20 protein-coding genes and 2 pseudogenes are annotated in these 26,369 nt (G+C 70.4%); 4 read left to right on the forward strand and 18 right to left on the reverse strand.

The window, feature by feature from the left end; genetic code table 11:
- Positions 1 to 51: 51 nt before the first annotated feature.
- The gene (locus AB0B40_RS29600) at positions 52 to 1,338 is read right to left on the reverse strand and encodes an MFS transporter (RefSeq protein WP_362266503.1); all 1,287 of its coding nucleotides are present in this window, start codon (positions 1,336 to 1,338) and stop codon (positions 52 to 54) included.
- Positions 1,335 to 1,874: a winged helix-turn-helix domain-containing protein gene (locus AB0B40_RS29605; RefSeq protein WP_362266505.1), complete on the reverse strand. Its 540-nt coding sequence runs from the start codon at positions 1,872 to 1,874 to the stop codon at positions 1,335 to 1,337. Before AB0B40_RS29605 ends, AB0B40_RS29600 begins: the two co-directional genes overlap by 4 nt.
- Before the next feature lie 109 nt (positions 1,875 to 1,983).
- On the opposite strand from AB0B40_RS29605, the gene AB0B40_RS29610 reads away from it, so the two are divergent.
- Together AB0B40_RS29610 and AB0B40_RS29615 are read left to right on the forward strand one after the other, a co-directional pair.
- The gene (locus AB0B40_RS29610; protein WP_362266508.1) at positions 1,984 to 2,343 is read left to right on the forward strand and encodes a hypothetical protein; all 360 of its coding nucleotides are present in this window, start codon (positions 1,984 to 1,986) and stop codon (positions 2,341 to 2,343) included.
- Positions 2,344 to 3,032: 689 nt separating this feature from the next.
- Entirely contained in the window at positions 3,033 to 3,728 is a 696-nt protein-coding gene (locus AB0B40_RS29615; RefSeq protein WP_345060200.1) for an alpha/beta hydrolase, read from the forward strand.
- 130 nt (positions 3,729 to 3,858) lie between these two features.
- Here the strand turns inward: AB0B40_RS29615 and AB0B40_RS29620 are convergent.
- The 13 genes and pseudogenes from AB0B40_RS29620 to AB0B40_RS29680 form a co-directional block, all read right to left on the reverse strand.
- Positions 3,859 to 4,226: pseudogene (locus tag AB0B40_RS29620) on the reverse strand (transposase); the annotation flags it as partial.
- Between the two features lie 670 nt (positions 4,227 to 4,896).
- Positions 4,897 to 5,028: pseudogene (locus AB0B40_RS29625) on the reverse strand (IS5/IS1182 family transposase); the annotation flags it as partial.
- A 299-nt stretch (positions 5,029 to 5,327) separates the two neighbouring features.
- On the reverse strand, positions 5,328 to 6,377 hold the full coding sequence (locus AB0B40_RS29630) for a helix-turn-helix domain-containing protein (RefSeq protein WP_345060202.1): 1,050 nt from the start codon (positions 6,375 to 6,377) through the stop codon (positions 5,328 to 5,330).
- Positions 6,378 to 6,934: 557 nt separating this feature from the next.
- The gene (locus tag AB0B40_RS29635; protein ID WP_345060204.1) at positions 6,935 to 7,432 is read right to left on the reverse strand and encodes a peptidylprolyl isomerase; all 498 of its coding nucleotides are present in this window, start codon (positions 7,430 to 7,432) and stop codon (positions 6,935 to 6,937) included.
- Between the two features lie 269 nt (positions 7,433 to 7,701).
- Positions 7,702 to 8,091: a TraR/DksA C4-type zinc finger protein gene (locus AB0B40_RS29640; protein ID WP_362266513.1), complete on the reverse strand. Its 390-nt coding sequence runs from the start codon at positions 8,089 to 8,091 to the stop codon at positions 7,702 to 7,704.
- 241 nt (positions 8,092 to 8,332) lie between these two features.
- Complete coding sequence (locus AB0B40_RS29645) at positions 8,333 to 8,878, reverse strand: hypothetical protein (protein WP_362266516.1); 546 nt, start codon at positions 8,876 to 8,878, stop codon at positions 8,333 to 8,335.
- Positions 8,879 to 9,173: 295 nt separating this feature from the next.
- Positions 9,174 to 10,349 (reverse strand): zinc-dependent alcohol dehydrogenase, encoded by a 1,176-nt coding sequence (locus AB0B40_RS29650; RefSeq protein ID WP_362266518.1) that lies wholly within the window; start codon positions 10,347 to 10,349, stop codon positions 9,174 to 9,176.
- Complete coding sequence (locus AB0B40_RS29655) at positions 10,346 to 11,284, reverse strand: SRPBCC family protein (protein ID WP_362266521.1); 939 nt, start codon at positions 11,282 to 11,284, stop codon at positions 10,346 to 10,348. The genes AB0B40_RS29650 and AB0B40_RS29655 overlap by 4 nt, the downstream gene beginning before the upstream one ends.
- Before the next feature lie 847 nt (positions 11,285 to 12,131).
- Complete coding sequence (locus tag AB0B40_RS29660; RefSeq protein WP_345060214.1) at positions 12,132 to 12,557, reverse strand: TIGR03668 family PPOX class F420-dependent oxidoreductase; 426 nt, start codon at positions 12,555 to 12,557, stop codon at positions 12,132 to 12,134.
- A 42-nt stretch (positions 12,558 to 12,599) separates the two neighbouring features.
- Positions 12,600 to 13,427, reverse strand: a complete 828-nt coding sequence (locus tag AB0B40_RS29665) for an LLM class F420-dependent oxidoreductase (RefSeq protein WP_362266525.1) — start codon at positions 13,425 to 13,427, stop codon at positions 12,600 to 12,602.
- Between the two features lie 34 nt (positions 13,428 to 13,461).
- Positions 13,462 to 13,599 carry a hypothetical protein gene (locus AB0B40_RS29670; RefSeq protein ID WP_362266528.1) on the reverse strand — a complete coding sequence of 46 codons (138 nt, stop codon included), beginning with the start codon at positions 13,597 to 13,599 and terminating at the stop codon, positions 13,462 to 13,464.
- 188 nt (positions 13,600 to 13,787) lie between these two features.
- The gene (locus AB0B40_RS29675) at positions 13,788 to 14,522 is read right to left on the reverse strand and encodes a dienelactone hydrolase family protein (RefSeq protein WP_345060218.1); all 735 of its coding nucleotides are present in this window, start codon (positions 14,520 to 14,522) and stop codon (positions 13,788 to 13,790) included.
- Positions 14,523 to 14,840: 318 nt separating this feature from the next.
- Complete coding sequence (locus AB0B40_RS29680) at positions 14,841 to 15,752, reverse strand: DUF2690 domain-containing protein (protein WP_362266532.1); 912 nt, start codon at positions 15,750 to 15,752, stop codon at positions 14,841 to 14,843.
- A 125-nt stretch (positions 15,753 to 15,877) separates the two neighbouring features.
- Between AB0B40_RS29680 and AB0B40_RS29685 the strand changes: the two genes are divergently transcribed.
- A complete protein-coding gene (locus tag AB0B40_RS29685; RefSeq protein ID WP_362266535.1) occupies positions 15,878 to 16,366 on the forward strand; it encodes a peptidoglycan-binding protein in 489 nt (162 codons plus the stop codon).
- Here AB0B40_RS29685 and AB0B40_RS29690 read toward each other — a convergent pair.
- Entirely contained in the window at positions 16,344 to 17,309 is a 966-nt protein-coding gene (locus AB0B40_RS29690; RefSeq protein ID WP_362266538.1) for a DUF2690 domain-containing protein, read from the reverse strand. The two genes, AB0B40_RS29685 and AB0B40_RS29690, sit on opposite strands and share 23 nt — an antisense overlap.
- A gap of 260 nt (positions 17,310 to 17,569) precedes the next feature.
- Between AB0B40_RS29690 and AB0B40_RS29695 the strand changes: the two genes are divergently transcribed.
- Positions 17,570 to 17,962, forward strand: a complete 393-nt coding sequence (locus AB0B40_RS29695; protein WP_345060228.1) for a helix-turn-helix domain-containing protein — start codon at positions 17,570 to 17,572, stop codon at positions 17,960 to 17,962.
- A gap of 28 nt (positions 17,963 to 17,990) precedes the next feature.
- On the opposite strand, the gene AB0B40_RS29700 is transcribed toward AB0B40_RS29695, so the two are convergent.
- Complete coding sequence (locus AB0B40_RS29700) at positions 17,991 to 19,694, reverse strand: hypothetical protein (RefSeq protein WP_362266542.1); 1,704 nt, start codon at positions 19,692 to 19,694, stop codon at positions 17,991 to 17,993.
- Between the two features lie 61 nt (positions 19,695 to 19,755).
- Complete coding sequence (locus AB0B40_RS29705; protein WP_362266545.1) at positions 19,756 to 25,992, reverse strand: RHS repeat-associated core domain-containing protein; 6,237 nt, start codon at positions 25,990 to 25,992, stop codon at positions 19,756 to 19,758.
- Between the last annotated feature and the right edge of the window lie 377 nt (positions 25,993 to 26,369).

The raw sequence follows: 26,369 nt of genomic DNA on the forward strand, positions 1-26,369 counted from the left end.
CTGGTCGCAGTCCTCAACGAGTGGCTGTGACCAGCACTTTCGCAACAGGCCCTAGGGGACAACCTCCTGAACAGGGTCCCAGGATTCCGGGTGGTCTGGAGCAACTGCCGGGGCGGCGGCACGCAGCGCCGCCTCGACCCGGCGGTTGGTGGTCATGGTCGCGGTGACGGCGGTCATCGCGAGGAGGAGGCCGGCGGCGGTGTAGAGCGGGGTGCGTACGTCGTAGGTGGTGGCCAGCCAGCCGCCGAGGAAGGCGCCGAACGGGGCGGCGCACATGGCCAGCATGCGGGAGGTGGAGGCGACCCGGCCCATCAGGTGGGCGGGGACGATCGCCTGTCGGAGGGAGGGGCCGAGCACCATCGTGGCGCCCATGCCCGCTCCGCAGACAGCGAGCGCGAAGCCGGCGACGTACGGGTTCGGGGCCACGGCAAGCCCCAGGATGGCGAGTCCCTCGACTGCGGCCGTGCAGCTAAGCGCGGTGCCGGTGCCGAGGCGTCGGCCGAGGAAGGAGGCGATGCCCGCGCCGAGCAGACCGCCGGTGGCCTCCGCCGTGAGGAGCAGGCCGAAGCCGAAGGTGTCGATGCCGAGACGGTCGTGCGCGAAGAGGGCGAGTACGGTCTCCACGGCGAGGAAGGCGATGTTCCCGACCGCCGGACGCAGCGCGAGCCCGAGCAGCAACTGGTTCCGGAAGACGTAGGCGGCGCCGGCCCGCGCCTGCCGAAGCAGCGACTCACGGGCCTGCGGCACGGGCCGGGGCGTGGCAGGCAGCGACCGTACGAGCAGTGCGGAGAGCGCGAACGACACCGCGTCGGCGAGCAGCGGAACCGCCCGCCCGAACGCGAGCAGCGCACTGCCCGCAGGCGGCCCCGCGAAGCCGGACGCGGCGGTCTGGGTGCCGCGCAGGCGGGAGTTGGCGCGCTCCAGGAGCGCGGGGTCGCGGCCGAGCAGATCCGGCAGATAGGCCGTGGCGGCGGTGTCGAAGAAGAGTCCGCCGAGGCCGAGCAGGAAGGCGACAGCCGCGAGGAGCGCAATGCTCAGCACGTCGAGCGCGGCTGCTGCCGCCGGTATCCCGAGCAGTACCGCACGCGCCGCGTCCGTGACCCACATCGTGCGCCGACGGTCCCAGCGGTCCACCAGCGCACCGCCGAGCACCCCTAACAGCAGCCACGGCAGCGTTCCGGCGGCCGTGACGACGGCGAGCGCCATGGGATCCCGCGTCAACGTCAACGCGAGCAGCGGCAGCGCGGCATGGGTCACCCCGTCACCGAGCGAGGACGTCGTCTGCGCGATCCACAGTCGCCCGAACCCGGCTGGCAACTTCCGGATGTCTGAGGTCACTTGGCGTCTCCTTCGGTCTGCTTGCGCGGTGCCGGGTGGAACAGCGCGAAGACGAGTGACGCGTCCGGCAGCGACGGATCGGACAGGGCCCGGTACTCGTCTGCCAGCGCCTGCAGCCGCGCCCCCAGCTCCGCGAACTGCTCATCCGTGAGCCGCAGATGCGCCATCCGTACGTGCCGCTCGCCATCCACCGGCGCTGCCTCAAGGTCCGCCACCGCATGCCGCATCAGCACATCCGGCCCTCCCTCGCCCGGATCCGGCAGCACGATCGCCCGCGCGGCCATCGCGTAGTACCGCTCGGTGACCCCTCGGACCTTCCGCGTTCGTACCACCTTCACCAGGCCGGCCCGCTCGAGCAGCCGTACGTGATAGCTGGAACTCCCCTTCGCAAGGCCCACCCGCTCGGCGATCTGCGTAATCGTCGCGGGCTCGAAGCGGAGCACCGCCATGATCCGGTGACGCGTGAGATTGGAAACGGCGCGTAGCTGCTCGTCAGTGGTGACGTGGAACGTCTCGGGTAGATCATCGGTAGGCATGACCCCAATGGTCAACGATTCTTGACCATTGGGCAAGGGGTTTTCCACGGGCACCATCGGTAGTCACATCGTGCGTCTGCTCACCGAACAGGGCGTGCCGTGTCGGGCGATGTCCCGCCGCGAGCGGCCCGGAGGTGTGCGGGCCGACTTCGACGACCCGGCGTCGTTGGCGCGAGCGGTGGCCGACGACGCCCACGACGGGCAGCGATACGACCTGGCCGGGCCGGAGCTGCTGACGTTCGCGGACCAGGCGGCGGTCCTGGAGCGCGTGCCGGAACGGCCCGTCAAGATCACCGACGTGCATACGCTCGACCAGCTCCCGGCCGGGATGAGCGCCGGCATCGGCTGGGCGCGCTCCGGCGGCGCAGCCTACGTCACCGGCAACGTACCGAGGGTGCTCGGCCGACCGGCAGGCACGTTCGAGCAGTGGGCCCGCGACCACCGCGAGACATTGGCAGCAACGCCGTAACTCCGGTGTTGATGCGAGAACTCAGGCACGGGAAGCCGCTTACGCCGCTCAGGTTCCAGGTGCTCTGGCCTTCAGAGAGTCGACCGGCCGGCGCGGGGCTCTGGCTACAACAGGCCCTCTCCCCCGGAAATGTCGTCCAGGACTCAGCCGCTCTCGTGCTCTGGCCGGGTCCGTCGTCATCGGACACAGCGTCCGCGGTGCTGCGAGGCCTCGCGGTAGTGGGCGCGGGCGAGTGTGCAGTTACCAGTCCGATGAGCGGCCTGCGGGCGGTACAGATCCGTCGTCCGTCTCGGCCGAGTGAGTGGGGCCGTCTGCCCGGCTCCGGCCGTTAGCCGGCCAACGACCGGGGCCCGTCCCGCGACGGCGCGACGGCCTGTGCCAGGGTTGTCTTGCCGTGGTCGAGGCCGCCGATCGTGCCGACCTTCACGGGCGGACGCGCCCCACCGAACACCTGGGCGGTACATGGGTCGCGTCGGCTCGGAGTCCAGGTGGGTGTCCGCGTGTCCGCCCACGCCGGGTGGCGCCTCCAGGTGTTTGCAGGCGCCCCTTTGAGCTCCACCGCACGGATCAGAGGTGGCTCCATGGAGTAAAAAGCCGATCTGGCGGCACGTGAGCTTCCTCGGAGCCAAGCGTTCTGCTGTCGGCCAATACCGTCGCGGCTCAGACGACATGGACGACAGGATCGTCACATGCAGCCGATCTTCGTTCTCGTGCACAGTCCGTCCGTAGGCCCCTCGACCTGGCACCCTGTGGCCGAACACCTGACGGCGGCGGGATACCAGGTACAGGTGCCGTCCCTGCTGCACATCGGCGCTGGTGGTCCGCCGTTCTGGCGCCGCGTCGTCGGTGCCGTGCGCGACGACCTCCGGAAGATCCCGGCTGACAGCCCCGTCACGTTGGTGGCGCACAGCAATGCAGGCTTGTTCCTCCCGGCGATCAGCTCGGGCCTCGTCCATCCGGTGACCAGCTCGGTCTTCGTCGATGCCGCGCTTCCGGCCCGCACCGGACCGACCCCTGTCGCATCACCGGAGTTGCTGGCATTCCTCCGCCCGATGGCTGTGAACGGCATGCTTCCACGCTGGACCGACTGGTGGGACGAGGCAGACGTCGCACCCATGTTCTCCGATCCTGTGGTGCGACAGACGGTCACCGAGGAGCAGCCCAACCTGCCGCTGTCCTACTACGAGCAGCACCTCCCGGTCCCCGACGGCTGGGATGACCACCCCTGCTCCTACCTGCTGTTCGGCCCTCCGTATGACGACCTTGCCGCCGAAGCGCGCGAACGCGGCTGGCGTGTGGCACACCTGCCCGGCGCGCACCTCCATCAGATGATCGATCCTGCCGGCACGGCCCGGCACCTCGTAGAACTCACCACCACGACGTGATCCGCTTCCGATGCCCGCTCTTTGCTGACTGTGCTCGGCACCCTGGTGCCGGACGGTCCGTGGTCTGATCGGGATTCCGCATGAGGTGAGGTCACAGCGATTGCCGTGTGAGGGTGAGCTGATTGGTGGCTTCGTAGCGGACGGCGAGTCCGTCGTAGCGCGTCGCGACGCCGCGGGCCTGTTTCAGCAAGCCGATCCGATTCTCGGCCTGGTGCCTGCGCTTGTACACCTCGTGGTCGAAGCCGGGCGGGCGCCCGCCCGCCGAGCCCCGGCGGAGTCGGTGTCCGACCTGGCCCCGCTTCCCCGGAATGGTGTGCGGGATCTGCCGCCGGCGCAGGTACTCGCGGATCTCGCGGGAGGAGTACGCCCGATCGGCGAGGACAGGAACAGGCCGGGTCCGCGGCGGCCCCCACCGGTCCGGGGTATGCGGATGCGATTCATCATCTCGGTGAACAGCGGGGCGTCACCTCGCTGCCCAGAGGTGATGGCCGTGGCCAGTACGTGGAAGGAGGAGTCGACGGCGAGGTGGATCCAATAGCTCAGCAGTGAGCACGAGCACGGGAGGGTCGTGGTCGCCAGAGCCGTCAAGAACCGACGGCTGGCCTCCGCCGGCTGCGTGTGGGCCTTCGCTGCCCTGCGCTCACCAGAACCTCGCGAGCACTACGATGGCCGACGTACCACCGGTGAACGGCACACCGGTGGATCGTCCTCCTCGATTGGCTCAGGGGGATTCCCCAGGAGGCGCAGTCCTGGTTCTCGCGACGGAAGACCAGGACGCCGCCCAGGGCGTCATCGACATAGAGGCCAGGTGGTCTGACCAGGGGGTCCTGCTGCCGGGTCAGGTCGTCCCGGCAGCCGAAGAGCGCATACCCCTCACTCAAAGCGGCAGGCAGCTCGAAGCCCAGATCGCCCTCCACTGCGGCCAACTCGTCAGCGGTGCAGCCATCTTCCGGCTTCACCGGACGGCCCATCCATGCGTCGGCGAACCAGCGCACGAACTCCCAGGCATGGGAGCGAGTACGCACTCCGCCTCGCAGAGTCACCGCCACATCAGGACCGTCCAGCACGCCGAGGACGCTACCGCCTTCCTCAGCCGTGCGACGACCCACAGGAGACGCAGCCTCCCAATTCCGAGGACTCAACTTGACCCGCCAACGACATGAGATGTCTTCGTGGTCAGGCCGCCGCGCGAGCGGCCGATGGCGTGACCGTCCGGCGAGGCCGCCAGGCCGCCCGGACGCGACCGGCGCGGATCGCGGTCCCCCCTTTTCCGGGCCCCGGCGGCGTGCTGGTGGGCCCGCCACGCCCTGGCAGGCTGCGTGGGGGGCTGTTCCGGACGGTTTCAGGGCCGCGGACTGGGCGATGCCGGACCAGCCGCGCGCGCCTGGCAAGAACCGGAACCCGGAATGCGGCGCCCGGCCTCGGCGCCGCGCCGCCCTCCAGGGGTGGAGTCCGCCGCCGGCCCCGTCTGGGGCATCGTCACCGCGGTCGCTCCCGTCCGCGGCACAACGTGCGGCCGGACGACACGCCGGACCAGCGTCCACAGTTCGTCCGGCACCAACTGCTCAAGCGGATCCGTGACGACAGCTCACCGGACAATCAACCCGTACGCAGCAACGCCTCAGACGCCGGAGGCGACGTGTGCGTATGCCGTTCGTGTGCCGCGGACTCCCGCCATTCGGCGGGGGACATACCGTAGGCGGCCCGGAACGCCCGGCTGAAGTGGGCGGCGCTGGTGAAGCCCCACCGCCGGCCCACCGCGGCGATGGTCCGGCTCGCCGCATCCCGGCGGGCCAGTTCACGCCGGCACTGTTCCAGTCGGCGCGCCTGGACCCAGCGCCAGACGGTGGTGCCCTCGCTCTGGAAGATTTTGTGCAGGTAGCGCAGGGAGATCTGGTTGGCCTCGGCTATGGCCTGCGGGGTCAGGTCCGGATCGGCCAGGTGCCGGTCGATGTGCGCCTGGAGGCGCATCAACAGGACGCGGGCGGCACTCGGTGTGCCCGTGGTGTCACCACCGCGTCGCTCGTCGGCCAGCACGGTGAGCAGGTCCAGGACGTTACGGGCGAGCAACTCGCCGGCGTGCTGCGGATAGGCGTCGGCGGTGTCCACCAACCGGGACAGGAAGGGGGACAGCAGGTCACCGAGAGGCGATCCGGAGTCGAGCGGGGATGCCGTGATCCGGTACAGGTCCGACTCCCTCAGGCTCAGGGCGTGCCGCGGCAGGACGAGGGCTTTCGTCTGGAAGGTTCCGGGGAAGGTCAGCCGCATGGGACGCGCCCGGTCGTACACGAAGAGCTGCCCGGGTCCCACCGGCGCGTCGCGCGCGTCCTGCTCGACGCGGGCGGCCCCTCTGCTCAGCAGCATCACGACCACATGGTCATCGCCGTTTGCCCTTGCGATGAGCCGCCGTGTGAGCACGGTCTGCAGGGCCTCGCTGTCCACCGTGACGCCCCGTGTCCGGCCCATCGGCGAGGCACGGATGGTGCCGGAGAACACCTCCTCGGCGAGCCTGACGTCCACGTCTCCGAAGGTCTGGGCCACGGCGTCACGCCAGTAGGTCCGTCTTCGCTCCCTGGGCACCGTCTCGGTGGTGTAAAAGGTGCCTGCGGGCTGCTCCCCCGTCCCGATCGTCGATGCGTCCGATGACATGTTCTCCGCCTTTCAAGTATCTGCTCTGCGGATACCGTGCCAGCGGAACCTAGGCGAGACATCGCGTGAATACGCTAGATCCGAGGGTAAGCCTGCCGGTCGGGGGCGGCCGTCTCCAGTCCGCCGGTGACAGCCCCGGCGAGGCCGGTGGCGGTCCCGCGGACGTGGGCGGCGACGGCCTTCAGGGGGCGATGGAGGTGCCGTCGGGAGCTTCGGAGTCGAGCGTCCATGTAGTGGCCCGTAGGTCGGGCCTCGGTGGCCGGCGCGCGGCTGGGGGCGTCGCCGCAGTGGTCGGCGGTGAGGATGCCTTGGCCGGCGGAGAGGATGCCTTCCATCACGACGTGCCAGTCGGCGTTCAGGCGCAGCGAGCCTTCAGGTCGGTCAGGCCGGTGGCGGCGGCGCCGGACCGGTCGGGTTCACGGCGCGCGATACGGCGGGAGTCGTCCTCGCCGGCCGGGGCCGGGCCGCGGCCGGACCTCTCGCGGAGGCCGGCCGCGACCGACGACTTGCCCGAGGCGCCGCTGTCGGCGGATCGGACCAGGGGCCGGCGGCCGGGGTCAGTGGCCGTCGACGACGCCGGATGCCGCGATCTCGACCTTGCCCTTGGGAGTGCCGGACTGCGAGCCCAGGGCCTCGATCTGGTCGACGAGCTCCTGGCCCTCGACGACCTCGCCGAAGACGACGTGCTTGCCGTCGAGCCAGGGGGTGACGGCGGTGGTGATGAAGAACTGCGAGCCATTGGTGTTGCGGCCGGCGTTCGCCATCGACAGCAGGTACTTGCGGTCGTGCCTCAGCTTGAAGTTCTCGTCCTCGAACTCCACACCGTAGATGCTCTTGCCACCGGTACCGTCGTGGCGAGTGAAGTCACCGCCCTGCAGCATGAACTGGGGGATGATGCGGTGGAAGCCCGAGCCGGCGTAGCCATAGCCGTTCTGGCCGGTGGCCAGCTCCCGGAAGTTGCGCGCGGTCCGCGGGACGACCTCGTCGAAAAGGCTGAAGACGATACGGCCAGCGGGGGCACCGTTGATGGTGATGTCGAAATATACGTTGCTCATGGGAGCCATCCTGTCATCCAGACACCGGCCACACCGAAACGGCCACCGGTCACAAGCCATGAGGATGCGCTCACCACCGGGCGCCACCCAGCCGTACGGCCTCGTCGGCGGTCACGTCATTCCCGACGATCCAGATGATCAGCGTCGCGTCATTCCCCACGGATGTGTCCTGTCTCGTATGGTTTGAGTTGCTTCCATCCACCGCCCCCCCCCGACTGAACCGCGAACCGGGCCCTGGTCGCCGGTGGGAGGCCGCGGCGGCCTCTCGGTCAGCGGTGGGCGGCCGCCGCGCAGCGGACGCAGGTGGTCGTCGCGGGGCGTATTTCGAGGCGTTCCCACGGTATCGGCTCGCCGCACACGGCACACAGTCCGTATTCGCCCGCCTCCAGCCGTTCCAGCGCCCGATCCAGGTCGTCAAGATGCTGGCGGGCCTGTGCCAACAAGGAGGCGACGTGGGCCCGCTCGAAGGCGGTGCTCGACCCCTCCGGGTCGTGCTCGTCGTCGACCGCCACCAGCGCGTTGGCTTGGACGATCCCCTCGAATTCACGGCTCAGAGCGGCGATCTGGCCGACCGTGCCGATGCGTTCGGCCGCCAGCAGTCTCCGCAGCGAGTCACGGTCGTCCGGGGAGTGGGGGGTAGCGTCGCGGGGATCGGTCATGGGGAGTCCAAGAGGTCAGCGATCGAGGTCCTCGAGGATCGGCGTCCCGGGCTCCTCCCGCAGGTGCTGGGAGAGCCCTGGCTTGCCGCCGGCGCGCGCCTGCCCGGCGCGCTGCGTGGCCTTGTGCTGCGGGTGCATCGGGAACAGCCGTGGCGTGATTCCTCATGTTCGTTGACTGATGCCCGGGATTTCATGCCCGGGATCTTCCACTGGGGCGACGAGTACCCGTTGCGGACACCGGTCATGGGCGACCCCGGAAAACCTGCTGCGCCTTGTGGAAACGGAGCTCTTCCAACGTGCTCAGCTGCCGTTCCGCCCGCGCGAGGAGTTCGTCGAGCTGCCGCTGGCCGAGGCGGTCGTCGGTGTCGGCGAGTGCGCGGAGCGTCCGCCAGCCGGCCGCCTTTCCCTCGACGCCGAGCCGCAGGAACTCGAGTTCCACCACCGTGGTCAGCGGAGAGCGGCCGATGATGCGTCCGTTGGGTTTGAACCGCCCCGCCCACTCGACCGTGCCGGCCGCCAGGACCTTGTACCGGCGTGCCGGGACCCCGAGCCGGCCCATGATCTGCAGCAGGCTCGCCCGGTCCTGCTCGATCTCCTCGGCGATCGGTTCCAGCACGTCGCCGAGCGAGGTGCCCCGGGTCGCGTCGGCGACGTAGCGTGCGCGGCGGGAGCCCGTCGTGGACCCCGCCAGGTGATCGTTGAGGTAGATACCGAGCAGGTCCAGCCGGAGCGAACCGGCCGACCGCGTACTGGTTGCGCTCCCCCTGGGGATGTCACTCGTACTCACCGCACACTCCTCGTCGGCGCAGGCCCTCGGATTGACGATGCCCCGGGTACCCATCCAGAGCCGTACCAGCAAGTGATGCCGTATCTGCCTGAAGTGCCGTATCTGCCTGAAGTGCCGTTGGCTCGAGGACCTCGGCGGCCCCGCACTCTCGCCGCGTGACTCCCTGGCCTCCTGGACCGGCCGGTCGACGCGGTCATGAGGTTCAGCACCGGGGCCGGGGCCGGCTGCTCCGGCTCAGGCACCTCTGGGAGCGGTCCGCACCGGGACGGGCCCCGGCCACCGTGGAAGGTGCCTGTCAGGGCTTGAGGACGACCTTCTCGCAGCGGTCCTGCTTGTTCTTGAACAGCTCGTAGCCGCGGGGCGCGTCGGTCAGGGGCAGACGGTGGGTGATGACGCGGGTGGGGTCGATCTTGCCCTGTTCGATCATGCCGAGCAGCGGCTTCATGTACTTCTGTACATGACACTGCCCGGTACGCAGGGTCAGGGACCTGTTCATCCAGGCTCCGGCCGGGAACTTGTCCACGAGCCCGCCGTAGACACCGATGACCGACACGACGCCGCCGCTACGGCAGGACAGGATGGCCTGGCGCAGCGCGTGGGGCCGGTCGGTCTCTGCGCGGACGGCCTGCTTGGCCCGGTCGTACAGGTGCACGTGGGTGGCGCCGTGCGTGGCCTCCATGCCGACCGCGTCGATGCACTTGTCCGGACCCCGTCCCCCTGTGAGGTCCAGCAGGGCCGACCGTACGTCCACGTCCTCGAAGTTGATCGTGATGTAGCCCTGTGCGGCGGCCATGTCGAGCCGATAGGTCTCCTTGTCGATCGCGATGACCTTGTCGGCGCCCAGCACCCGGGCGCTGTCCATCGCGAACTGGCCGACGGGACCGGCGCCCCAGACGGCTACGACGTCGCCCTCCTGGATGTCGCACATGTCGGCGCCCATGTATCCGGTGGGCAGGATGTCGGAGAGGAACAGGACCTGTTCGTCGGTGAGGTCCGACTCGATCTTCAGCGCGTTGACGTCGGCGAACACCGCGCGGGCGTACTCGGCCTGGCCGCCGGCGAAGCCTCCGGTCAGGTGCGAGTAGCCGTAGATGCCGGCCGTCGGGTGACCGAAGAACTTCTCGGAGATACCCGCGTTGGGATTGGTGTTCTCGCAGCACGAGTACAGCTCGGCCCGGCAGGACGCGCAGCCCCCGCACGCGATGGGGAACGGCACGACCACCCGGTCGCCGACCCGGAGCCGGTCGCCGTCCACGCCCGGGCCCACCTCCACGACCTCGCCCATGAACTCGTGGCCCATGACGTCGCCCTTCTGCATGGTGGGGACGTAGCCGTCGAGCAGGTGCAGGTCGGATCCGCAGATGGCGGTCGAGGTGATCTTCACGATGGCGTCGCGGCTGTTGAGGATCGAGGGATCGGGAACGTCCTGCACCTCGACCGAATTCCGGCCCGTCCAGCAGTTCGCCTTCATGCCAGGGCCTCCTTGAGCTCGTCCTCGGTCAGCGGTCGTGCCGGGTGCTGCGGAAACTCCCCGCGGGCTCGCTTGCCGCCGGGGGCGCCCTCGGAGCGGACCACCTCGCCGGTCTCCGCGATCTGCTTGGCGCGCCGCAGGTCGTCGTCCAGTTGCTGGTGGGGCTCCTCGCCGAAGTAGCGCGCCGCCGCCTTGCCGAGCGGACCGGCGGGTATGTCGTAGCGCAGGGTCACGTGGATCTCGGTGCCGCGCCCGCCGGGAGCCGGCGTGAAGCGGACCTCGCCCGAGTTGTCGATGTCGGCGCCGTCCGCCGAGCGCCAGGCGATCAGCTGCCCCGGCACCTCCCGGGTGATCTCCGCGTCCCACTCGACCTGCTTGTCGAACGGCGCGCTCGCCTTCCAGTGGCTGGTGCGGGGGCCCGTGATACGTACCTCGTCGAGGTGTGCCATGAACCGCGGCAGCTGGTCCAGCTGGCGCCAGAAGCCGTAGACCTCGTCCGGAGGCCTGCTGACGGTGGTGGTCGCGGTCAGTTCCACTGGTGTGCTCCTGTGTGTCCGGGTCACGGCCGCGTAGACGTCCGTGGCGGCGATGACGGTGGTGGCGGCCGTCGCCGCGACTGTCCGGCCGAGGCCGCGGCCCTCGTGGTTCTTCAGGGCCCTGGCCAGCATGGTCAGGTCCATCACGTCGCCGCCTACGCGGCCCCAGAGCCAGGCGGGCTTCGGTCGGCCCAGCAGTGCGGCGGCCGCCGCCAGCTCACGCACACCGACCGCGGCGGTGGCCAGACGGTGCCGGGGCGCGTACCCCACGCCCAGTGCCCGGGCGAAGCTCCCCGGACCGGCGACCTGGGGGACGCCCAGGAGTGCACTGGCCCAGCCCAGGCCGCGGACCAGGGGATCTTGCTGGAGAGGGGCGGCGGAGCGGGTGGCTGTGCTCATCACGTGCTCCCACGGGAAGATCGGACGGTCGAGTCCCCCGAAAAAGACCACAATACGGTTATCGCGGACAACAACAAGGGCGGGGTTTCCGCGCCTACCGGGTTCAAACGACCGCCACCGGTCCGATGTGGGCCGCGGCAGGCTGGTGAAGGGCGCGCTCGGGCGACCCGCCTGCCGTACACGGTGGGGAGCGGGCCGCTCGATCCTCGTGGACGCGGACCCTGGAGATCAGGTCGGGACGGCCGTGCGGTGCTGCGCAGTGCCGAGGTCCGCTCAGTGACGAAGAGGCGTGGTGCACCGCCGTCTCGCCGACTCGTCGCCGGACCCGCCGTTTCGCCAACTCGTCCCCGAACCCGCCGTCTCGCCAACTCGTCCCCGAACCCGCCGTTTCGCCAACTCGTCCCCGAACCGGCCGTTCCGCCATCTCGTCCCCGAACTCCGCGACGGCCGAGGCGACCTGCCCTATGAGCACGGCGTCCTCCAGGCGGCCTAGACAGAGGTCGCGGCAGGGCCAGTCCAACGGCGCCGGGGCGGTTCGCCGTGCGGCGACGCCGTCCCTCCCCCGGTCCGATGGGTGGGCGGTGTCGCCGCCGTACGGGGTCGGCTGCGGCGGCGGTACAGGCCACGGCGGGGCCTGCCCGGCTCCTGGTCGTGGTCGTCCGGCTCCGAAGGCGCAGCGGCCTGGCGACCGGTGGCTTTGACGGCTTCCTGGCGAGCGACGTCATCAGCGTGGGTCCTCATGGTCGCCGTCACTGACCGCCGCGGGGAGTTCGAGCACGGCCCAGGCGCCGGCCAGGCTGCGACGGGCGCCAGGAATGGCCCCGGTCCGCCGCGGCAGGCGGTGCGGTCAACCCTCCGACGCGGCACTCCAGCCGTGCCACCGGCGGACGGCGATCACGAGCGCCGGACCGGTCGGCGGTCGCTGCCGGTACGGCGCGTACTTCTCCCGCAGCAGGGCGACGGCCGCCGGGTACTCGCCCTGGGTGCCGGGCGGCACAACCTGGGCGTCACCGTCCGCGCGGACCCACCACAGCCGCTCCCAGTCCTCGTCGTACGCGTCGACGAGCAGGCAGACAGCCGGGTGGGCCGCGATGTTGTCCAGCCGCCTCAGCCGCTGCGACCTCTTCGGTTTCCAGTCGACGGCGGTGACGATCTCCTCACCCCGGGCCGCGAAGACGACCGGCACCAGATGCGGATGCAGCTCCGCGTCCACCGTCGCCAGGCGTGCCACCCGCGCGGTCGTGAACCGGCGGCGCGCCTCGTCCTCGTCCATGTCCGGCACGGTCAGCCCCGATTCAACGGCGGTCGCGCACCGTCACCGGTGGCCGGACGTGGCCTCGGCCAGTTCGTCCAGGGTGCTCAGCGTCTGGCTCTCCGGCAGGGTCGGCAGATACAACAGGACGCGCTCGACGCCGAGTTCGGCATAGGTGTCGAGCGCCTCCTGGTCGTGCCGGCCCGCGTACACCACGACGGACGGGCGGTCACCGGCCGTCTGCCGCATACGCGCGATGCGTTCACCCAGCTTCTCGAGCGGCAGATCGCTCGGCATCCACGCCGCACCGTACTCGGCGACGCGTTTGAAGGCGCGCTCGCTGTCACCCCCGATCCAGATGGGCGGATGCGGCTTCTGGACCGGCTTGGGCCAGGCGTAGACGGGGTCGAAGTCGACGAAGTCGCCGTGGAACTCGGCCTCCTCCTTGGTCCACAGCTCGATCATGGCGCGGATGCGCTCGTCCATGAGCCGTCCGCGGACGGCCGGGTCCGTCCCGTGGTTGCGCATCTCCTCGCGGTTCCAGCCCGCGCCGACCCCGAACACGGCCCGGCCGCCGGAGATCAGATCGAGGGAGGCGACCTGCTTCGCGGTGTGGATCGGATCGCGCTGGACCACCAGAGCGATGCCGGTGCCCAGGAGCAGGTCACGGGTCACCGAGGCCGCGGCGGCGAGCGCCACGAACGGGTCGAGGGTCCGGTAGTAGATCCGCGGCAGCTCACCGCCCCCCGGGTACGGGGACTCCCGCTTGACCGGAATGTGTGAGTGCTCGGCCAGCAGCAGGGAGTCGAAGCCGCGTTCCTCCAGGGCCGGCCCCAACGCCCGGGGGCCAATGCCCTCGTCGGTGACGAATGTCGATACCCCGAACTTCATCCGCGACCACCTCGTCTCGTCGGCTCACCTGCTGTCATTGTGGCGCGACCGGACGCTCCTCGTCGGGCGTGGCGTCCCGCGGCGTGGCGTCCGGACGTACGAGCCGTGCGGACCGGGCCAGCGCGTCGCTGCGGCTGCGGGCGTCACCGACGACGGTGAGGGTGTCGATCACCTCACGCTCGGTCGGCGCAATCGGGTCAGGTAAGCCGGTCGCGACCTCGTGACCCGACGTCGACTTCACCCCGCTGCCTGAAGCAGGATTCAGCCGCAGCCGGTTTCGGCACTGCCGCCTGAAGCGGGCGGCCCGCCCCCGCGCTAGCGGGCCACCCTGTACTCCAGGTTTGGTTCCGGGCCTGAGCCTCAGCTGTTACCCAGGGTTCGGTCCAGGAGAGGGATCAGATGGTCCCAGTGGCGCTTCAGCCCGGAGGCGCTGAAAGCGTCGGTGTCGGACATCGTGAAGCCGTGGACGGTGCCGGGGTAGATCTCGGAGGTGTAGCTGACACCTGCGGTGTCCAGAGCCTGGTTGAGCTCACCGAGGGCCTCGGGCGTCATGTCGCCTTCGGCGTGGCCGAGGTGCACCTGGGCGGTGAGCTTGGAGAAGAGGTCGGGCCCGTCGACGCCCACCGGGCCGTGGAATGCGGCGACGGCTGCCACCTGGCCAGCGTGGGCCGCGGCGGTGCGCATCGCCAGGAGGCCACCTATGCAGTAGCCGGTCACCGCCACCGGTCCGGCGCCGACCTCGGGCTGGGCGGTGAGGAACCTGACGTAGGCGTCGGCGTCGCTCAGAACACGTTCGGCGGTGTGCGCCTCGATCAGCGGCATCAGCTGGGCGAAGATCGCGGGCCGGACCTCTTCTCCGATGTGCTCGGGAAGCGCGACCACCGGTGCCGGGCCGTGCCGGTAGAAGAGATTGGGGACGAGCACGTAGTACCCGTGCCCGGCCAGTTCGCGGGCCATCTCCCGCAGCACGGGCCGGATGCCGAAGCCGTCCGCGTACATCAGCACCCCCGGGTGCTGCTCGCCGCGGTCGGGGAAGGCGGCGAACGCGTCGGCCTGGCCGTCCGCGGTGGGAATCTGCAACGTCTTGGTGGGCATGGAATCTCCTGTCGTGGTTGATGTGTCGAGCCTGTGATCAACACGACGGAGGCGGAGCCCGCGCAGCAGCGCAGGATCCTCGATCGAGCAACGGGCCCGCACTCGCCCGCACGGTGCTCAGAAGAGCACCGGGTCACCAATCCGTGTGTGGCGCAGTGCCGTCCCGGTAGTCATCCCCACAACATACTCCAGCGTCCTGCTCATCCGGTGCGACAACATGAGCGGCTGACGGTTCGAGAACCAGATCGTCACGGTGGGGGCTCACGAGGGACACGCCCCGCTCGATCTCCTTGCGCGCCTCCGTCAGCGCCGCCACGGTCACGTGTCATCCGTGGGTGACAGTGTGGGGGCAGGAGGATTCGGGGGTTCGGTGAGCCGTTGGTCCCCGCCTGGGCCCGTACAGCCGTGCCGGCCCGAGGTGAGGACGGCGCAAGCCCTGACGGCCGATGGGGTGGGGGCGGCGAGCATGGGGCTGTAGGTGTCGGTGTCGTAGTGCACCTTGTTCTGGCGGGCGCTGTCGTGCCGGCCCACGATGCGCGCGATGTCGCCGGGACGTCCCCAGCTGATGCGGGCCCACGCCGCCCGGCAGGCGTCGCTGTAGCGCAGCTCCACATAGACCTGCTGGACCTTGGTCAGGGCCGCGGTCCACGCGTCCCCCCCGCAGCCTGCCTCTTTCGGGTCCTTGCCGGCGCAGCTGTCCGCGAAGCAGTTGACGTCGGCTGGCCTGCCCCCGGGCTCCGATATGGCGGCCTGTGCGGTGCCGGCCGACGAGTCCCCGTGGACCAGCACGACCGCGGTGCCCACGAGCACGAGGACCAGCAGCAGGGCCGCCGTCCAGAGCAGCCGTACGTCGCGCCGACGACGCCGCCCCTCGTCGGACGGCGGCGGAGCGGCCTCGGTGCGGGCAGCGGGCGGTTCGGACCGCGGGGCGGGTTGTACGGGCCGTCCGCCCTCTGCCTGCTGATCGTGCGTGGCGGCGTTGGCCAGTTCCCACAGCGCTGCGAGCCGGGCGGGCTCCGCGTCCGACAACTCCCCCAGCATGGTGACCGCTTGCCGTGGCGGCAGCGTCTTGCCGTTGAGGTATCGCTCCCAGGAGGACTTGCTGTACGGGGTTCGCTCCGCGAGCGCCGCCAGGCTCAGTCCGCTGCGGGTCTTCAACGTCCTCAGCTCGGTGACCAGTTGTCGGACGTCCGATGCGAGGCCGTCCGGCAGTGGCTTCCAGTAGGTCACTGAGATCCCCCACCACCAGTTCTCCCACGTGTCCCCCCACCGTATCGGCGGCGCATTGGCCACCAGCACCATCAATTCCGCCAAATTCCCTGGCCGGTGACCGCGGACGCGGCTAAGACGGTCGCATGCGTGGAAAGACCGCGGCGGGGGCCGCGCTGTGTGTGCTGGTCGTCGGAGCGCTGTGTACGGGGGCCACCCGGCCTGAGGACGAGCGGGAGCCTGCCGTTCGGTTCCTCCCCGACCTCCACACCGCAGGCCTGCTGGAGTCGGGCCGTACCACGCGCAGTGATGTCGTGGGCCTGTGGCAGGCGATCCTGTGGGCCGACGGCTACGCGGCGAGAAGACAGGTCTCGTGTACATACGATGGTCCGACGGCCGACACGACCCGCGCATGGCAGAGCAATCACCACCTCTCGGCGGACGGCATGGTGGGTCCGGCCACCTGGGGCACGGCCGCGGCACGCCTGGCCCCGGTGGGCCGCTGGACGGTCTACCGGGGTGAGCGGTACGACCTTCCGCTGCGCCGCGACGCGGACGGATTCCTCGAGGTCTACGATGCCGGGGTGTTCCGCCCGCTGCGGACCGACGAGGTCACCCTGACCCTGTGCCGGTGACGCGGTCGATCCAACTGTCGTACCGCGTGACCCCCAGCTGGTGGCCGCTGACCACCACAGTGGCCGTCGCCGATCCCGGACCGCCCGCGATCATCGGGGTGCGGGCCGCGCCGGCCGGGGCCGGCCTCCCCTGCCCACCCCTCGTGGCGATGCGCAGGTGGGCCGCGGTGTCCGCCGACTCGACCTCGGCCCAACTGGCCTCACATGCCGGGCTGTACAAGAGCTCCAGAACCTGACCGTACGCCCGCAGGCGGTGTACGGTCACCCGGTCGCCGTCACATCCCTCCCGGCCGGGGTCCAGACCTTCGCAGGAGGTCGACCGGCATCCGGACGCCGCGGTACCGACCCCGCTCGCCAGGGGGTACGGCCAAGCGGGCAGGCCCGTCGGCACACCTTCCGGTGGACGGCCGGCCGACCCGGCGTTCCACGGCCATATCAGAACGACGACGGCGAGAACCACACAGACGGCCACGACGCCGACCCGGACCGTGGGCGGGCCGGCCGGTGTCCCGGGTCGCCCGGACGACCGGAAGGCCGGCGGCGAGGATGCGTGGCCCGGCGGCTTGCCGGCAAACCCGTGCGGGTCCGGGGCGCCGAGCGCCGCGGGAGACGGTGACTCCGGCCAGGCGTCCGGGGGCTGCCCCCGCTGCCAGGCGTGTGCGGCCGACTCCCACAGCACCCGCAGGTGCTCCCGGTCGGCATGCGCCATCGCGCCCAGTGCCTCCGCCGCGGGCCAGGGCGGCAGCCGTGAACCGTTGACGTAGCGCCGCCAGGAACTGCGGCTGTACCCGGTCCTGGCGGCGACGGTCGCCGCGCTCGCCTCGCATCTGTCCAGGCACAGGCGCAGCTCCCGCACCAGCCGGACGACCTCGATCGGCAGGTCTCCGGGCAAGGGTCGCCAGCGGCCCACTACGCCCCTCCCCCACTCGGTCCGTCGTGCCACGACCGTTCCTCTGGGCGCGTTCCGGCGTCCCGCCGTGTCGCCCGCGTCTGTCGCATCCTCGCAGGTCATGGGCGGGGCGTCCCGGACTTGGGTCAGTTGCCCGGCGCCGATGGCCGCCGCGAGCGCGCCCGGCCACACTCGTCGGCATCCGGGGCGGCTGTGCATCGGGCCGGCCGACCTGCCGTACGTAAGGACTCCGGGGGGTTCACGTGAACGCTGCGAGCCAGGTCGTCTCAAGGGGGCGGAGAAGCACAGGTGCCGTGACTTCACGCGGGACGGACGGCGGTCCGGGGCGTGCCCCGTGGACCGGCGCGTCACCCGTCGACGGGCTGCTCCGGGACATCATGGCGTTCATCGAGGACCACCTTGCCGACGCCGGTCTCTCACCGGCCTCGATAGCCGCCGCCCACCACATCTCCGTGCGGTATCTGCATCATCTCTTCCAGCGGGACCGGCGGACCGTCGGCACCTACGTACGTCAACGGCGGCTGGAACGCTGCCGGGCGGATCTGGCCGACCCCGCTCTCGTCGGCCGCGGCGTCGGCCAGGTCGGGAGGCGATGGGGCTTCCGGGATCCGGCGGTGTTCAGCCGGGCCTTCAAGTCGGCGTACGGGGTCACGCCCGGGGCCTACCGCAAGCGGCTGCTGCGGTAGGCCCCGGGACGCCCCCCGTGCTCCGTCCTCACCGGTGGGCGCCATGCTCCGCTCGTGCGGCGGGCAGCAGCTCCCGCGGGGCGCGCTGCGGCTGTTCGTTGGAGTCGAGTGTGACGACGGCGCCACCCGCGAAGGGCGTGGCCGGGCCGAAGTTGGATCCGCCGCCGAGTGCACCGCGGGTGAGGACCTGCGAGCCGGTGACGGTGAGACTGTCCCCGCTGAGGGCGGTGTTCAGCACGAACAGGGCTCCGGCCTGCAAGGAGCCGTCCTCCCAGGGGGCGGTCACCAGCAGTTCGGGCCGTCCGTCGCCCGTCACGTCCAGGATCCTGAGCCCGTAGCCGAAGCCCTCACCGACCTGGGCGCCGGCGCCGATCACCGCGGCGTTCTCGTCGAAGGTGGCGCCCGGGGCGGACAACAGGCCCGCGCTGCCGCCGCGCAGCAGTGTCACCGTTCCGGTGTTGTTCTCGCGCAGCGACCCTGTCGCCAGGTCGGCGTATCCGTCGCCGTCGAGGTCGCCCACGGCGAGGGAGCCGCCGAAGAAGTCGTTCTCCTCGGGGGTACCGGGTATGCCCGGGCTGCTCTGGCTGATGGTCTGTACCCGGCTGGGGCTGATGCCTCCTGAGCCGCCGCGGGCGACGACGAGAGCACCGGAGTACTGGGGAGCGCCGGACTCGCGGTCGGCGAACACCAGGACGTCGGCGTTGTTGCCGCCGTGGAAGCGGCCGACGGCGACCGTGCGGAGGTGGTCCTGGGTGTGGGTGTCCTGGACGCTGATGGAACTGGTGGCGGCCGCGTTCACGCCTCCCGGCGAGCCGGGGACCACCACGACGCCGCCCCAGGCGTCGGACACTCCGCTGACCGCCTCTCCGGGCGCGCTGACCACCAGGTCGTCCTTGGCGTCGCCGGTCACGTCTCCTGCGGCGACCGACCAGCCGAACTTGTCTCCCGTCTCCGGGGTGCCGGGGACTCCCGAGGTGTCCTGCGAGAGGCCGGCGGAACGGCTCGCCGTGATCCCGTTGCCGCTGCCGAACAGGACGGTGACCGCGCCCGCGCGCTGGGTGCTGCCGATGGCCTCGCCGGGGGCGCCGATCGCGAGGTCCGCGAAGCCGTCCGCGTCGAAGTCGCCGACCGCGAGGCTCGCGCCGAAGCGGTCGCCGGCCTCGTTGTCACCGGGGATGCCGGGCACGCCCTGGTCGATCTGGGCCAGGCCGTTGGGGATGAGCCCCAGGTACGGCGACTGGCGCTTGCCGTACAGGATGGTGACCATGCCGACAGCGAGGTTGGCGTTGATGCTCTCGCTGGGGTTGCCGATCGCGACGTCGGCGAGGCCGTCCCCGTTGAAGTCGCCGGTCGCGAGCGCGGCCCCGAAGGTGTCGTCGGACTCCCCCGTTCCCGGCACGAAGTCGTGGCTGTCCTGACTGACCGCCACGGCCGGCGCGGCGGGGAGCGTGCCGCCGCCGGGTATGACGTAGACGGACCCGCCCTTGTCGAGCCCCTCGGCGTTCGGGTCCCCGGCGAAGGTGAGCCGGGCGCCGGTGGAGACGACCATGTCGGCGATGCCGTCCCCGTTGACGTCGGCGCGGGCGGCTGCGCCACCGGGGGCGGCGGCCGCCACGGCTCGGTGGGCGTGAGACGTGGGCGGGCTGGCCACTGCGGTGGCGGCTGGGACGAGTGCGGCGGCCAGCGCGGCAAGCGCCGTCAGCAGAGACTGGACTCGACGGTTGGGCAACATGACTCCTAGGGCGCGGGCGGGGACGACCGGGTTGCGTCGGATGAGTTCTGTGACCGGCTGGTCAATAGCGGATGGCCTGATCAAAGAGGAATGTCTCGTGCAGGATCGGCCCGGGCAGTTTGCTCCGCACACCTACGATCTCGGGATGAAACACCGAGTTCATCGAGGTGACATTGGTGACGGTGAAGTGAGCCACAGCGACGCCGTCACCAACGGGCGTGGTACTCCAAGACAACATGTACGAGCCGAGGAACGCTTCGGCATAGTTGCTGCCCAAACGGCCGTGAGAGACGTATCCCGCGTAATCCCTCAAGAACTGAGCAGGGGTATGCGGGTCTTGGTAGGCCGTCGAGCCTGAACTGAGTCCCGACCGGTGCAAATCATCGGCGATCCGCAGGCCGGCTCGCCTGATGAAAGGCGATGTCATCAGGTATTGAGTGAGAGGGTCGTTCTGGGTGAAGACCTCGTTACGGTTGCCCCTGCCGCTTATCCAATGGGCCAGGAGTCCCTCGTCGTCCATGCAGTTATGAGGACACTTGGGCTTGGAGAAACCGCAACTGTCTTGACCGATGAGGTTGGGGATGGTGCACAGGAACGGCAAGCGGGGCGGATAAGGCGGGAAAATGAGCGGGATCTGAGGCACTTCAGGTGCGGCAACCGGGGCGGGGCCCGGGGAACCACCGCAGTAACCGCAGACGTTGCTACCACCACTGCCAGGGTTGCTGGGGCTGCTTTCGGGGCCGCCCCCGCCACCGTTGTCTCCGGGCGTGGCGACGCACGTCTGACCGTCCGCATCGTGCCAGCACTTGCGCAGTCCCGTCGGGTCGCTGAACGTCGTCGGGTTGCCGTCGGCGTAGGTGTAGCCGTTCAGGGACTGGGGCTTGGTCGTGTCGTACAGGGGGTCCGGGGAGATGAAACGGCCCAGGGACGGGTCGTAGTAGCGGGCGCCGATCTGGTCGAGGCCGGTGTCCGCGTCCTCCGTCTTGCCCAGGAAGCCTCGGTCGGTCAGGGGCAGGGCGTCGGTGGTGCCGCGGTGCGCGCCGTAGGGGAGGTAACGCTGGCGCGAGACCTTGCCGGTGGTGGCGTCTATGGCGAGTTGGGTGGAGTTCTGCTGGTCGTTGGCCAGCCATTGCAGGGTGTCGGGCGTGCGCAGGGCGACGACGCTGCCGCCCGAGGTGTAGTAGCGCGTCGCGCCGACCGTGGTGCCGGTGCGGGTCAGTTCCATGCCGTCGAGGTAGAGCATCGTTCCGGTCGACGTGCGGCGGACCAGCCGGTCGCCGTCGGCGTTGTACGCGAACGACGTCGTCGCGCCCGTGCTGGTGACCGAGGCGAGGGAACCGTTGTCGGTCCAGGCCAGGGTGGACGCGGTGCCGCCGACCGAGCGTGCGGTGAGGCGTCCGTCGGCGTCGTAGCCGTAGGTGTCGGAGCCCACGGAGGTGACCGCGTGCGGGCGCACCGCCGTCGGCCCGGGGTCGGGGTAGGCGTAGGTGCGCGTGGCGCCGTCGTCGGTGACGGCGGTCATGTCGCCCACGGCGTCGTAGGAGTAGGTCAGCCGGTAGGGGTCGGTGCCCGTCTTGTCGGCGCCCGCGGGGCCGGTGGAGCAGGCCGCCGTGGTGGTCCAGGCGTTGCTCAGGCGCTGCAGGGCGTCGTAGCCGTAGCACTGGTTCTGCGGTACGGCCTGGGTCTGGTCGGTGACGGAGGTCAGGTCGCTGTCGTCGTCGTAGGCGTAGGTGTCGTACTGCACCCGGTCGCCGGCGACGTAGCTCTGCACGGACGACAGGCGCTGGGCGCCGGAGCTTTCGTAGCCGTACTGGCGCTGCACGCTGCCGTCGGCCCCGTAACTCCGGCCTTGGAGCACTCCGTTGCCGTAGTAGATGCTGGACTTCACGTAGGTGGCGGTGTCGCCGGTCAGGGTGTCCGGCCGGCCGGTGGCCGTGTATCCGGTGGTGACCTTCTCTGCGGGCAGGCCACCGGCCGCTGGATAGGTCATCCAGGTCTGGTGTCCCGCGCGGTCGTAGCCGTAGCCGTAGGTGTAGGTGCCGGCCAGCGCTCCTTCGGCGGACGGCACCGTCCATGTGCGGCCGGTGACCTGGTAGCGCAGGTCGTAGCCGGTGACGTCGGCTCGGTAGGCCTGACCTCCGCTCCAGCGGGTGGTCGTGGCGGGGCGGCCGAGGACGAATTTGGTGGGTGTGCCGGTCTGGCCGGGCATGGGCACGGTGTCGTAGGTCCATTCGGCGAGCTTGGTGTTGCCCACGCCGCCGGACCATTCGGTGCGTTTGCGGTTCAACGCGTCGTAGGTGTAGGAGAGGGTCTTTCCGGCCGCGTCGACCGTGGTGAGGACGTTGCCCGCCGGGTCGTACGTGGTGGTCGAGGGGCCCGCGTCGGGGTCGCGGGTGCTGGTGCGGCGGCCGAGCCAGTCGTAGCCGTAGGAGGTGAGGTTGCCGGCCGCGTCGGTGATGGTGGCCGTCTCTCCGCGGGGTGTGTACGTGTAGCTGGTGGTGGGGGTCGTGGAGGGCGGCACGTCACTGCCCGTGGGGACGTTCTCCTGCACCCGTGCGAGCCGGTCCAGGCCGTCGTTCCAGTAGGCGGTCCGGGCACCTCGTGGTGGGGTGACGACCTTTCCGTCGCCGTAGTTGGCGGTGGTGGTCGTCCAGTCGACCGCGCCGTAGCCGTACAGCGTGCTGGAGGTCTCCCGCTGCAGGGCGTCGTAGGTCTTCTCCGTCCACGAGGGGATCTCCGTGGGAGCCGGGTTGAGCAGCAGGTCCGGGTCGTCGCCGGGCGCCTGGGTGTTGTAGAGCGCTGCCGAGGTGCCCTTGGTCAGGCCGCGGTCGTCGTACGTGGTGACGGTGACCGTGCGGCCGCCGGTGCGGGCGGCGCTGGGTGCCTGGACCTCCCGCGTGCGGCCGAAGCCGTCGAGATAGGTGTATGTCGGCAGCCACTGGGGGGTGCCGTCGGTGAGCGACTGCAGTCGGCGCGCGGTCACGACCGTCGGCTTGTCCGGCTGCGAGTTGGGGGCGGTGCCGTCGACGGTGACGCGGTAGGTGTACTCGTAGGAGGGCACCGCGCCGGTCGGCGGCGGGACGTCCACGCCGTTCGGCTTGGGTTCGGTCGGCAGCCACACCCGGACCAGCCGGCCGGCACCGTCGTAGTCGGTGGTGGTGGTGAGCCCGTTGGGGTCGATGGTGCGGGTGACCACTCCGAAGGCGCGGCTGGTGTACGTCGTGGTGCTCTGGTTGAGCGGGTTGGTCGTCCTGGTGCCGTTGACCGGCCAGCCGCTGGTCGGGGTGTAGGACGTCGTGGTGGTGTGGTTGAGCGGGTCGGTGTCGGATGTGAGGCGGCCGTACTGGTCGTAGATCTTCTTCTCGTCGGAGTGGGAGGTGTCGTTCCAGTAACGGCGGATCTCGGTCGGGTTGCCGTCGATGGGCTGGTCGCCGGTGCCGGGTGCGGTGGCGTTGTCGTAGAGGGTCACGGTGCGGGCCACCACCGGCCCCGGGCACTGCGTGGTGCTCGCGTCCGGGTCGCCGTTGTGCGTCTCCTGGGTTTCGGGATAGTCCAGCATCCAGCGCCAGTCGGCGGTGTTCTGCGCGTAGGTGATCTCGCTGCAGGTGTTGTCGGCCGCGGTGCCGATCTCGCCCCACTGGACCGTCCGGGTGGGCAGTCCACCGTTGGCGGCGCTGTAGCCGTCCTTGTCGCTGCCGGTCTGCCGCCAGGTGCCGTCGGACCTCAGCTGCCGGGACCGGGTCTGGTACGGGCGGATCATGTGGGCGTTGTGCAGGCCGGGGCCGTTCGCGGTGACGCCCGAGTCCCAGTAGGTGTACCGCTCGGAGGCGAGTTCCGTGCGTGAGCCGTCGGAGTTCAGTCGGTAGTGGCGGGTCTGCAGCGTCTCGCCGCTCTTGGCGTGGTTGTCGGCGAACTGGTTGCCGTCCCAGTCGGTGAGGTTGACGTTCTTGGTGCCGCCGCTCTTGAGCTTGTCCCCGTCCATACCGCGGAAGTGGGTGGTCTCCGTGACCGTGCGCTGCCCGGACGGGCCGCTGCCGTCGGTCTGCCGGACGGTGGCGTAGCCGCGCCAGTCGGCCCACTGCTGCTGGTCGGCGGGTGTGGTGAGGTCGTCGTCGTAGTGCCAGGCCGGTGTGCCCAGGTAGTCGTACTGGGTGGTCCTGGTGGGCGAGCCACCGATCAGGTCGACCTGGTCGAGCCTGGTCACCAGGTACTTCTGGAAGACGCCGTGCACGGTCGAGGAGGAGCCTTCGGGCCGGTAGTCGACGCGGAAGCACTCCTGGTCGTTGGTGTCCCAGTGCTTGCCCGACTCCCAGGTGGAGTCGGAACCGTCGCTGGGACAGGTGGCGGCGGCGGAACCGTGACCGTAGTGGATGTCCGTCGCGCCGCCGAGCCCGTTCTGGATGCTGGTGATACGGCGCATGGGCATCGCCTTGGTGGAGTCACCGCCGGGGTAGTCGACCCGGTTGTTGAGCCAGGCCCCGTCGAAGTCCACGGCGGGCAGGGTGACGTTCGCCGCCCATGTGCCCTGCACCTGGATGTAGTTGAGCCACAGCATGGCGTCGGTCGCGCCGGGCGGGTCGGGCATCGCGTAGGTGGGTTGGATGCGGTCGACCTGGAGGTAGGCCGAGGTGGCCGGGTCCCAGACCTGTGTGGTGATCGACGCCAGGCGCCGCGTGACGAAGAAGGCGGGGGAGTTCTTGGTGCAGGCCTGCCCGCTGGTGCAGATCAGGTCGACGGGTACGTCGGGGTAGTCGCTGTCGCTGGACGAGGTCGGCGCCGCGCAGTCGGGGCTCTGCTTCGTGACGTCGGACAGGCAGCGGTAGGCGGTGGTGAAGTCCACACGGTCGGCCGGCTTCTCGCCGGTCTGCATGCCGTACTCGACCCGGCTGAGGTATCCGCCCCTGTCGTAGGACTCCTTGTCGCCGTTGGAGAAGCGCTTGTAGTAGTTGGTCTCCTTGGTCCATGAGAACCGGGTGTCGTTCTCGTCGGGGTCACGGATCTCGTCCAGGTTCCAGCGGTACGTCTGGCGGCACAGCGACTGCGCCGCGTCGTGGCAGGGCTCGCCACTGTCGTTGCCGATGACCGGCACCGTCCAGTTGGAGTCCTCGTGGTAGCCGAAGAAGTAGCGGGTGCCGTCGTCCGTGGAAACCACCCAGGCTTCCTTGCTGTTGTCGGAGTTGGCACCGTCGTAGGTGTGCTCGACTTTCCAGCCCGGGTCGTCCTCCGCGTGGTACCTGCCGTTGCCGTCCTTGATCAGCTCGGTCGTCGTGCCCTGGAGGGAGATGACGTACTCCGCGCCGTCCTCCGCGCCCGAGTACGGCGAGTGCCAGCACAGGTCGGACAGGGTCGGGCTTCCGTCGTCGACGCACGCCCGGTACTTGCGCTCGATGAACCCGGGGTTCAGGTCCCAGCCCAGCCCCACCCAGGACGCCTGGTTGTTCGAGGCCGAGGTCCGGCCGTCGACCGACTGCGAGGAGTACTCCAACGACAGATCCGGCGCCTTGCCGTAGGGCGGAGGGGGCAGCGGGAGCGGGTAGGAGTACCGGAAGTCACCCGACTCGGGACCGACGGACCACTTGCCGGACGCCTTGAGGTCGGTGGCCCGGTAGTCGCCGGAACCACCGGACGCGGTGCTCACCAGGGCGTACACCGCGTTGCCGGCCAGAGGCACCCGGGCGGTGATCCGCCCCTTGTCGACGTCGTCGTCCGCGGGGACGTAGGCTGCCCGACCCCGGCACGGCCGGGCATCCAGCACGCACCGCGGCAGACGCTCCAGCCGTAACCGGCTCGCCAGGTCACCGCCGGCGGCGTGACGGAACGACGCGTAGTCGATCGTGACGGCCGCGGAATCCGGTGCGGGTCCGGGCTCAGGCACCGCGTCGTCGGCGCGGGTCGCGGTGAAGACGTATCCGAGGGCTCCGAGCCGGCGCGCCGTGGCCCGGTCGTAGGTGCGCACCGCGACCCGGGGCGCGGTGTTCGCGGTGGCCGTCAGGGCGAGCCCGGTCCCGGGAAGCCTCGTGGTGCGTCCCTTGGTGACGTCGAGGGTGCCGGAACGCGCCGCCGGCCAGGTGGGCGCCGCCGGTGACGCGGCGGAGCCGGCCTCCCGGTCGTGGCGCCTGGCCACGGCGGGCAAGGGGCGACCGGGTACGGACTTCTCCTTGCGCGGTGCGCCGGCATGCGCGGAGGACTGCGCGGTGACGGTGGTCAGTGCGGAGGCGGGGACGCTGCCCTGCAGCAGTCCGGCGAGGAGCAGTGGCGGGCACAGCAGTGCCAGCCACCACGGCAGTCGTCTGCTCATCTTCACGAGGCTCTCCCCCTCAGCCTGTCCAGAACGGCCCCCGGCCATGGGCCGCGGCACGCTCGCGGCAGTGGAACCGCGGCGAGCCTTTCACCGGCGGCCGTCCGCCGCATTGACCGTGAACGCAAGGCCGTTGTTGCTCAGTGCAAGGTTCAGGCCCGTCGATCCCGCGGCGGGCGACCACGGCTCGCGGGTCCGGGTCCCGGTGTGAGTGCCGGTCCGCATCGGCGGGGAACGCCAGTTGGAGCCGGTGTCGTCGCAGCAACGGCCGCGTCGGCGTTCGTGCCGTACCGGCGATGGACAACTCCCGTCTTCCGCACGAGTGTTGCGGGTGACGAGCACCGCTTCGGCGGTTTCGGGTGGTTGACCGAGCAGCC

It is taken from the genome of Streptomyces sp. NPDC042638, assembly GCF_040647235.1.
GTDB classification, from domain to species: Bacteria; Actinomycetota; Actinomycetes; order Streptomycetales; family Streptomycetaceae; genus Streptomyces; species Streptomyces rameus.

Coding starts and splice junctions, on each gene's coding strand:
- AB0B40_RS29665 (WP_362266525.1), bottom strand. CDS start 13,427: ATGAAGTTCGGGGTATCGACATTCGTCACCGACGAGGGCATTGGCCCC.
- AB0B40_RS29685 (WP_362266535.1), top strand. CDS start 15,878: ATGCGTGGAAAGACCGCGGCGGGGGCCGCGCTGTGTGTGCTGGTCGTC.
- AB0B40_RS29655 (WP_362266521.1), bottom strand. CDS start 11,284: ATGAGCACAGCCACCCGCTCCGCCGCCCCTCTCCAGCAAGATCCCCTG.
- AB0B40_RS29675 (WP_345060218.1), bottom strand. CDS start 14,522: ATGCCCACCAAGACGTTGCAGATTCCCACCGCGGACGGCCAGGCCGAC.
- AB0B40_RS29605 (WP_362266505.1), bottom strand. CDS start 1,874: ATGCCTACCGATGATCTACCCGAGACGTTCCACGTCACCACTGACGAG.
- AB0B40_RS29630 (WP_345060202.1), bottom strand. CDS start 6,377: ATGTCATCGGACGCATCGACGATCGGGACGGGGGAGCAGCCCGCAGGC.
- AB0B40_RS29635 (WP_345060204.1), bottom strand. CDS start 7,432: ATGAGCAACGTATATTTCGACATCACCATCAACGGTGCCCCCGCTGGC.
- AB0B40_RS29610 (WP_362266508.1), top strand. CDS start 1,984: ATGTCCCGCCGCGAGCGGCCCGGAGGTGTGCGGGCCGACTTCGACGAC.
- AB0B40_RS29660 (WP_345060214.1), bottom strand. CDS start 12,557: ATGGACGAGGACGAGGCGCGCCGCCGGTTCACGACCGCGCGGGTGGCA.
- AB0B40_RS29705 (WP_362266545.1), bottom strand. CDS start 25,992: ATGAGCAGACGACTGCCGTGGTGGCTGGCACTGCTGTGCCCGCCACTG.
- AB0B40_RS29615 (WP_345060200.1), top strand. CDS start 3,033: ATGCAGCCGATCTTCGTTCTCGTGCACAGTCCGTCCGTAGGCCCCTCG.
- AB0B40_RS29640 (WP_362266513.1), bottom strand. CDS start 8,091: ATGACCGATCCCCGCGACGCTACCCCCCACTCCCCGGACGACCGTGAC.
- AB0B40_RS29650 (WP_362266518.1), bottom strand. CDS start 10,349: ATGAAGGCGAACTGCTGGACGGGCCGGAATTCGGTCGAGGTGCAGGAC.
- AB0B40_RS29700 (WP_362266542.1), bottom strand. CDS start 19,694: ATGTTGCCCAACCGTCGAGTCCAGTCTCTGCTGACGGCGCTTGCCGCG.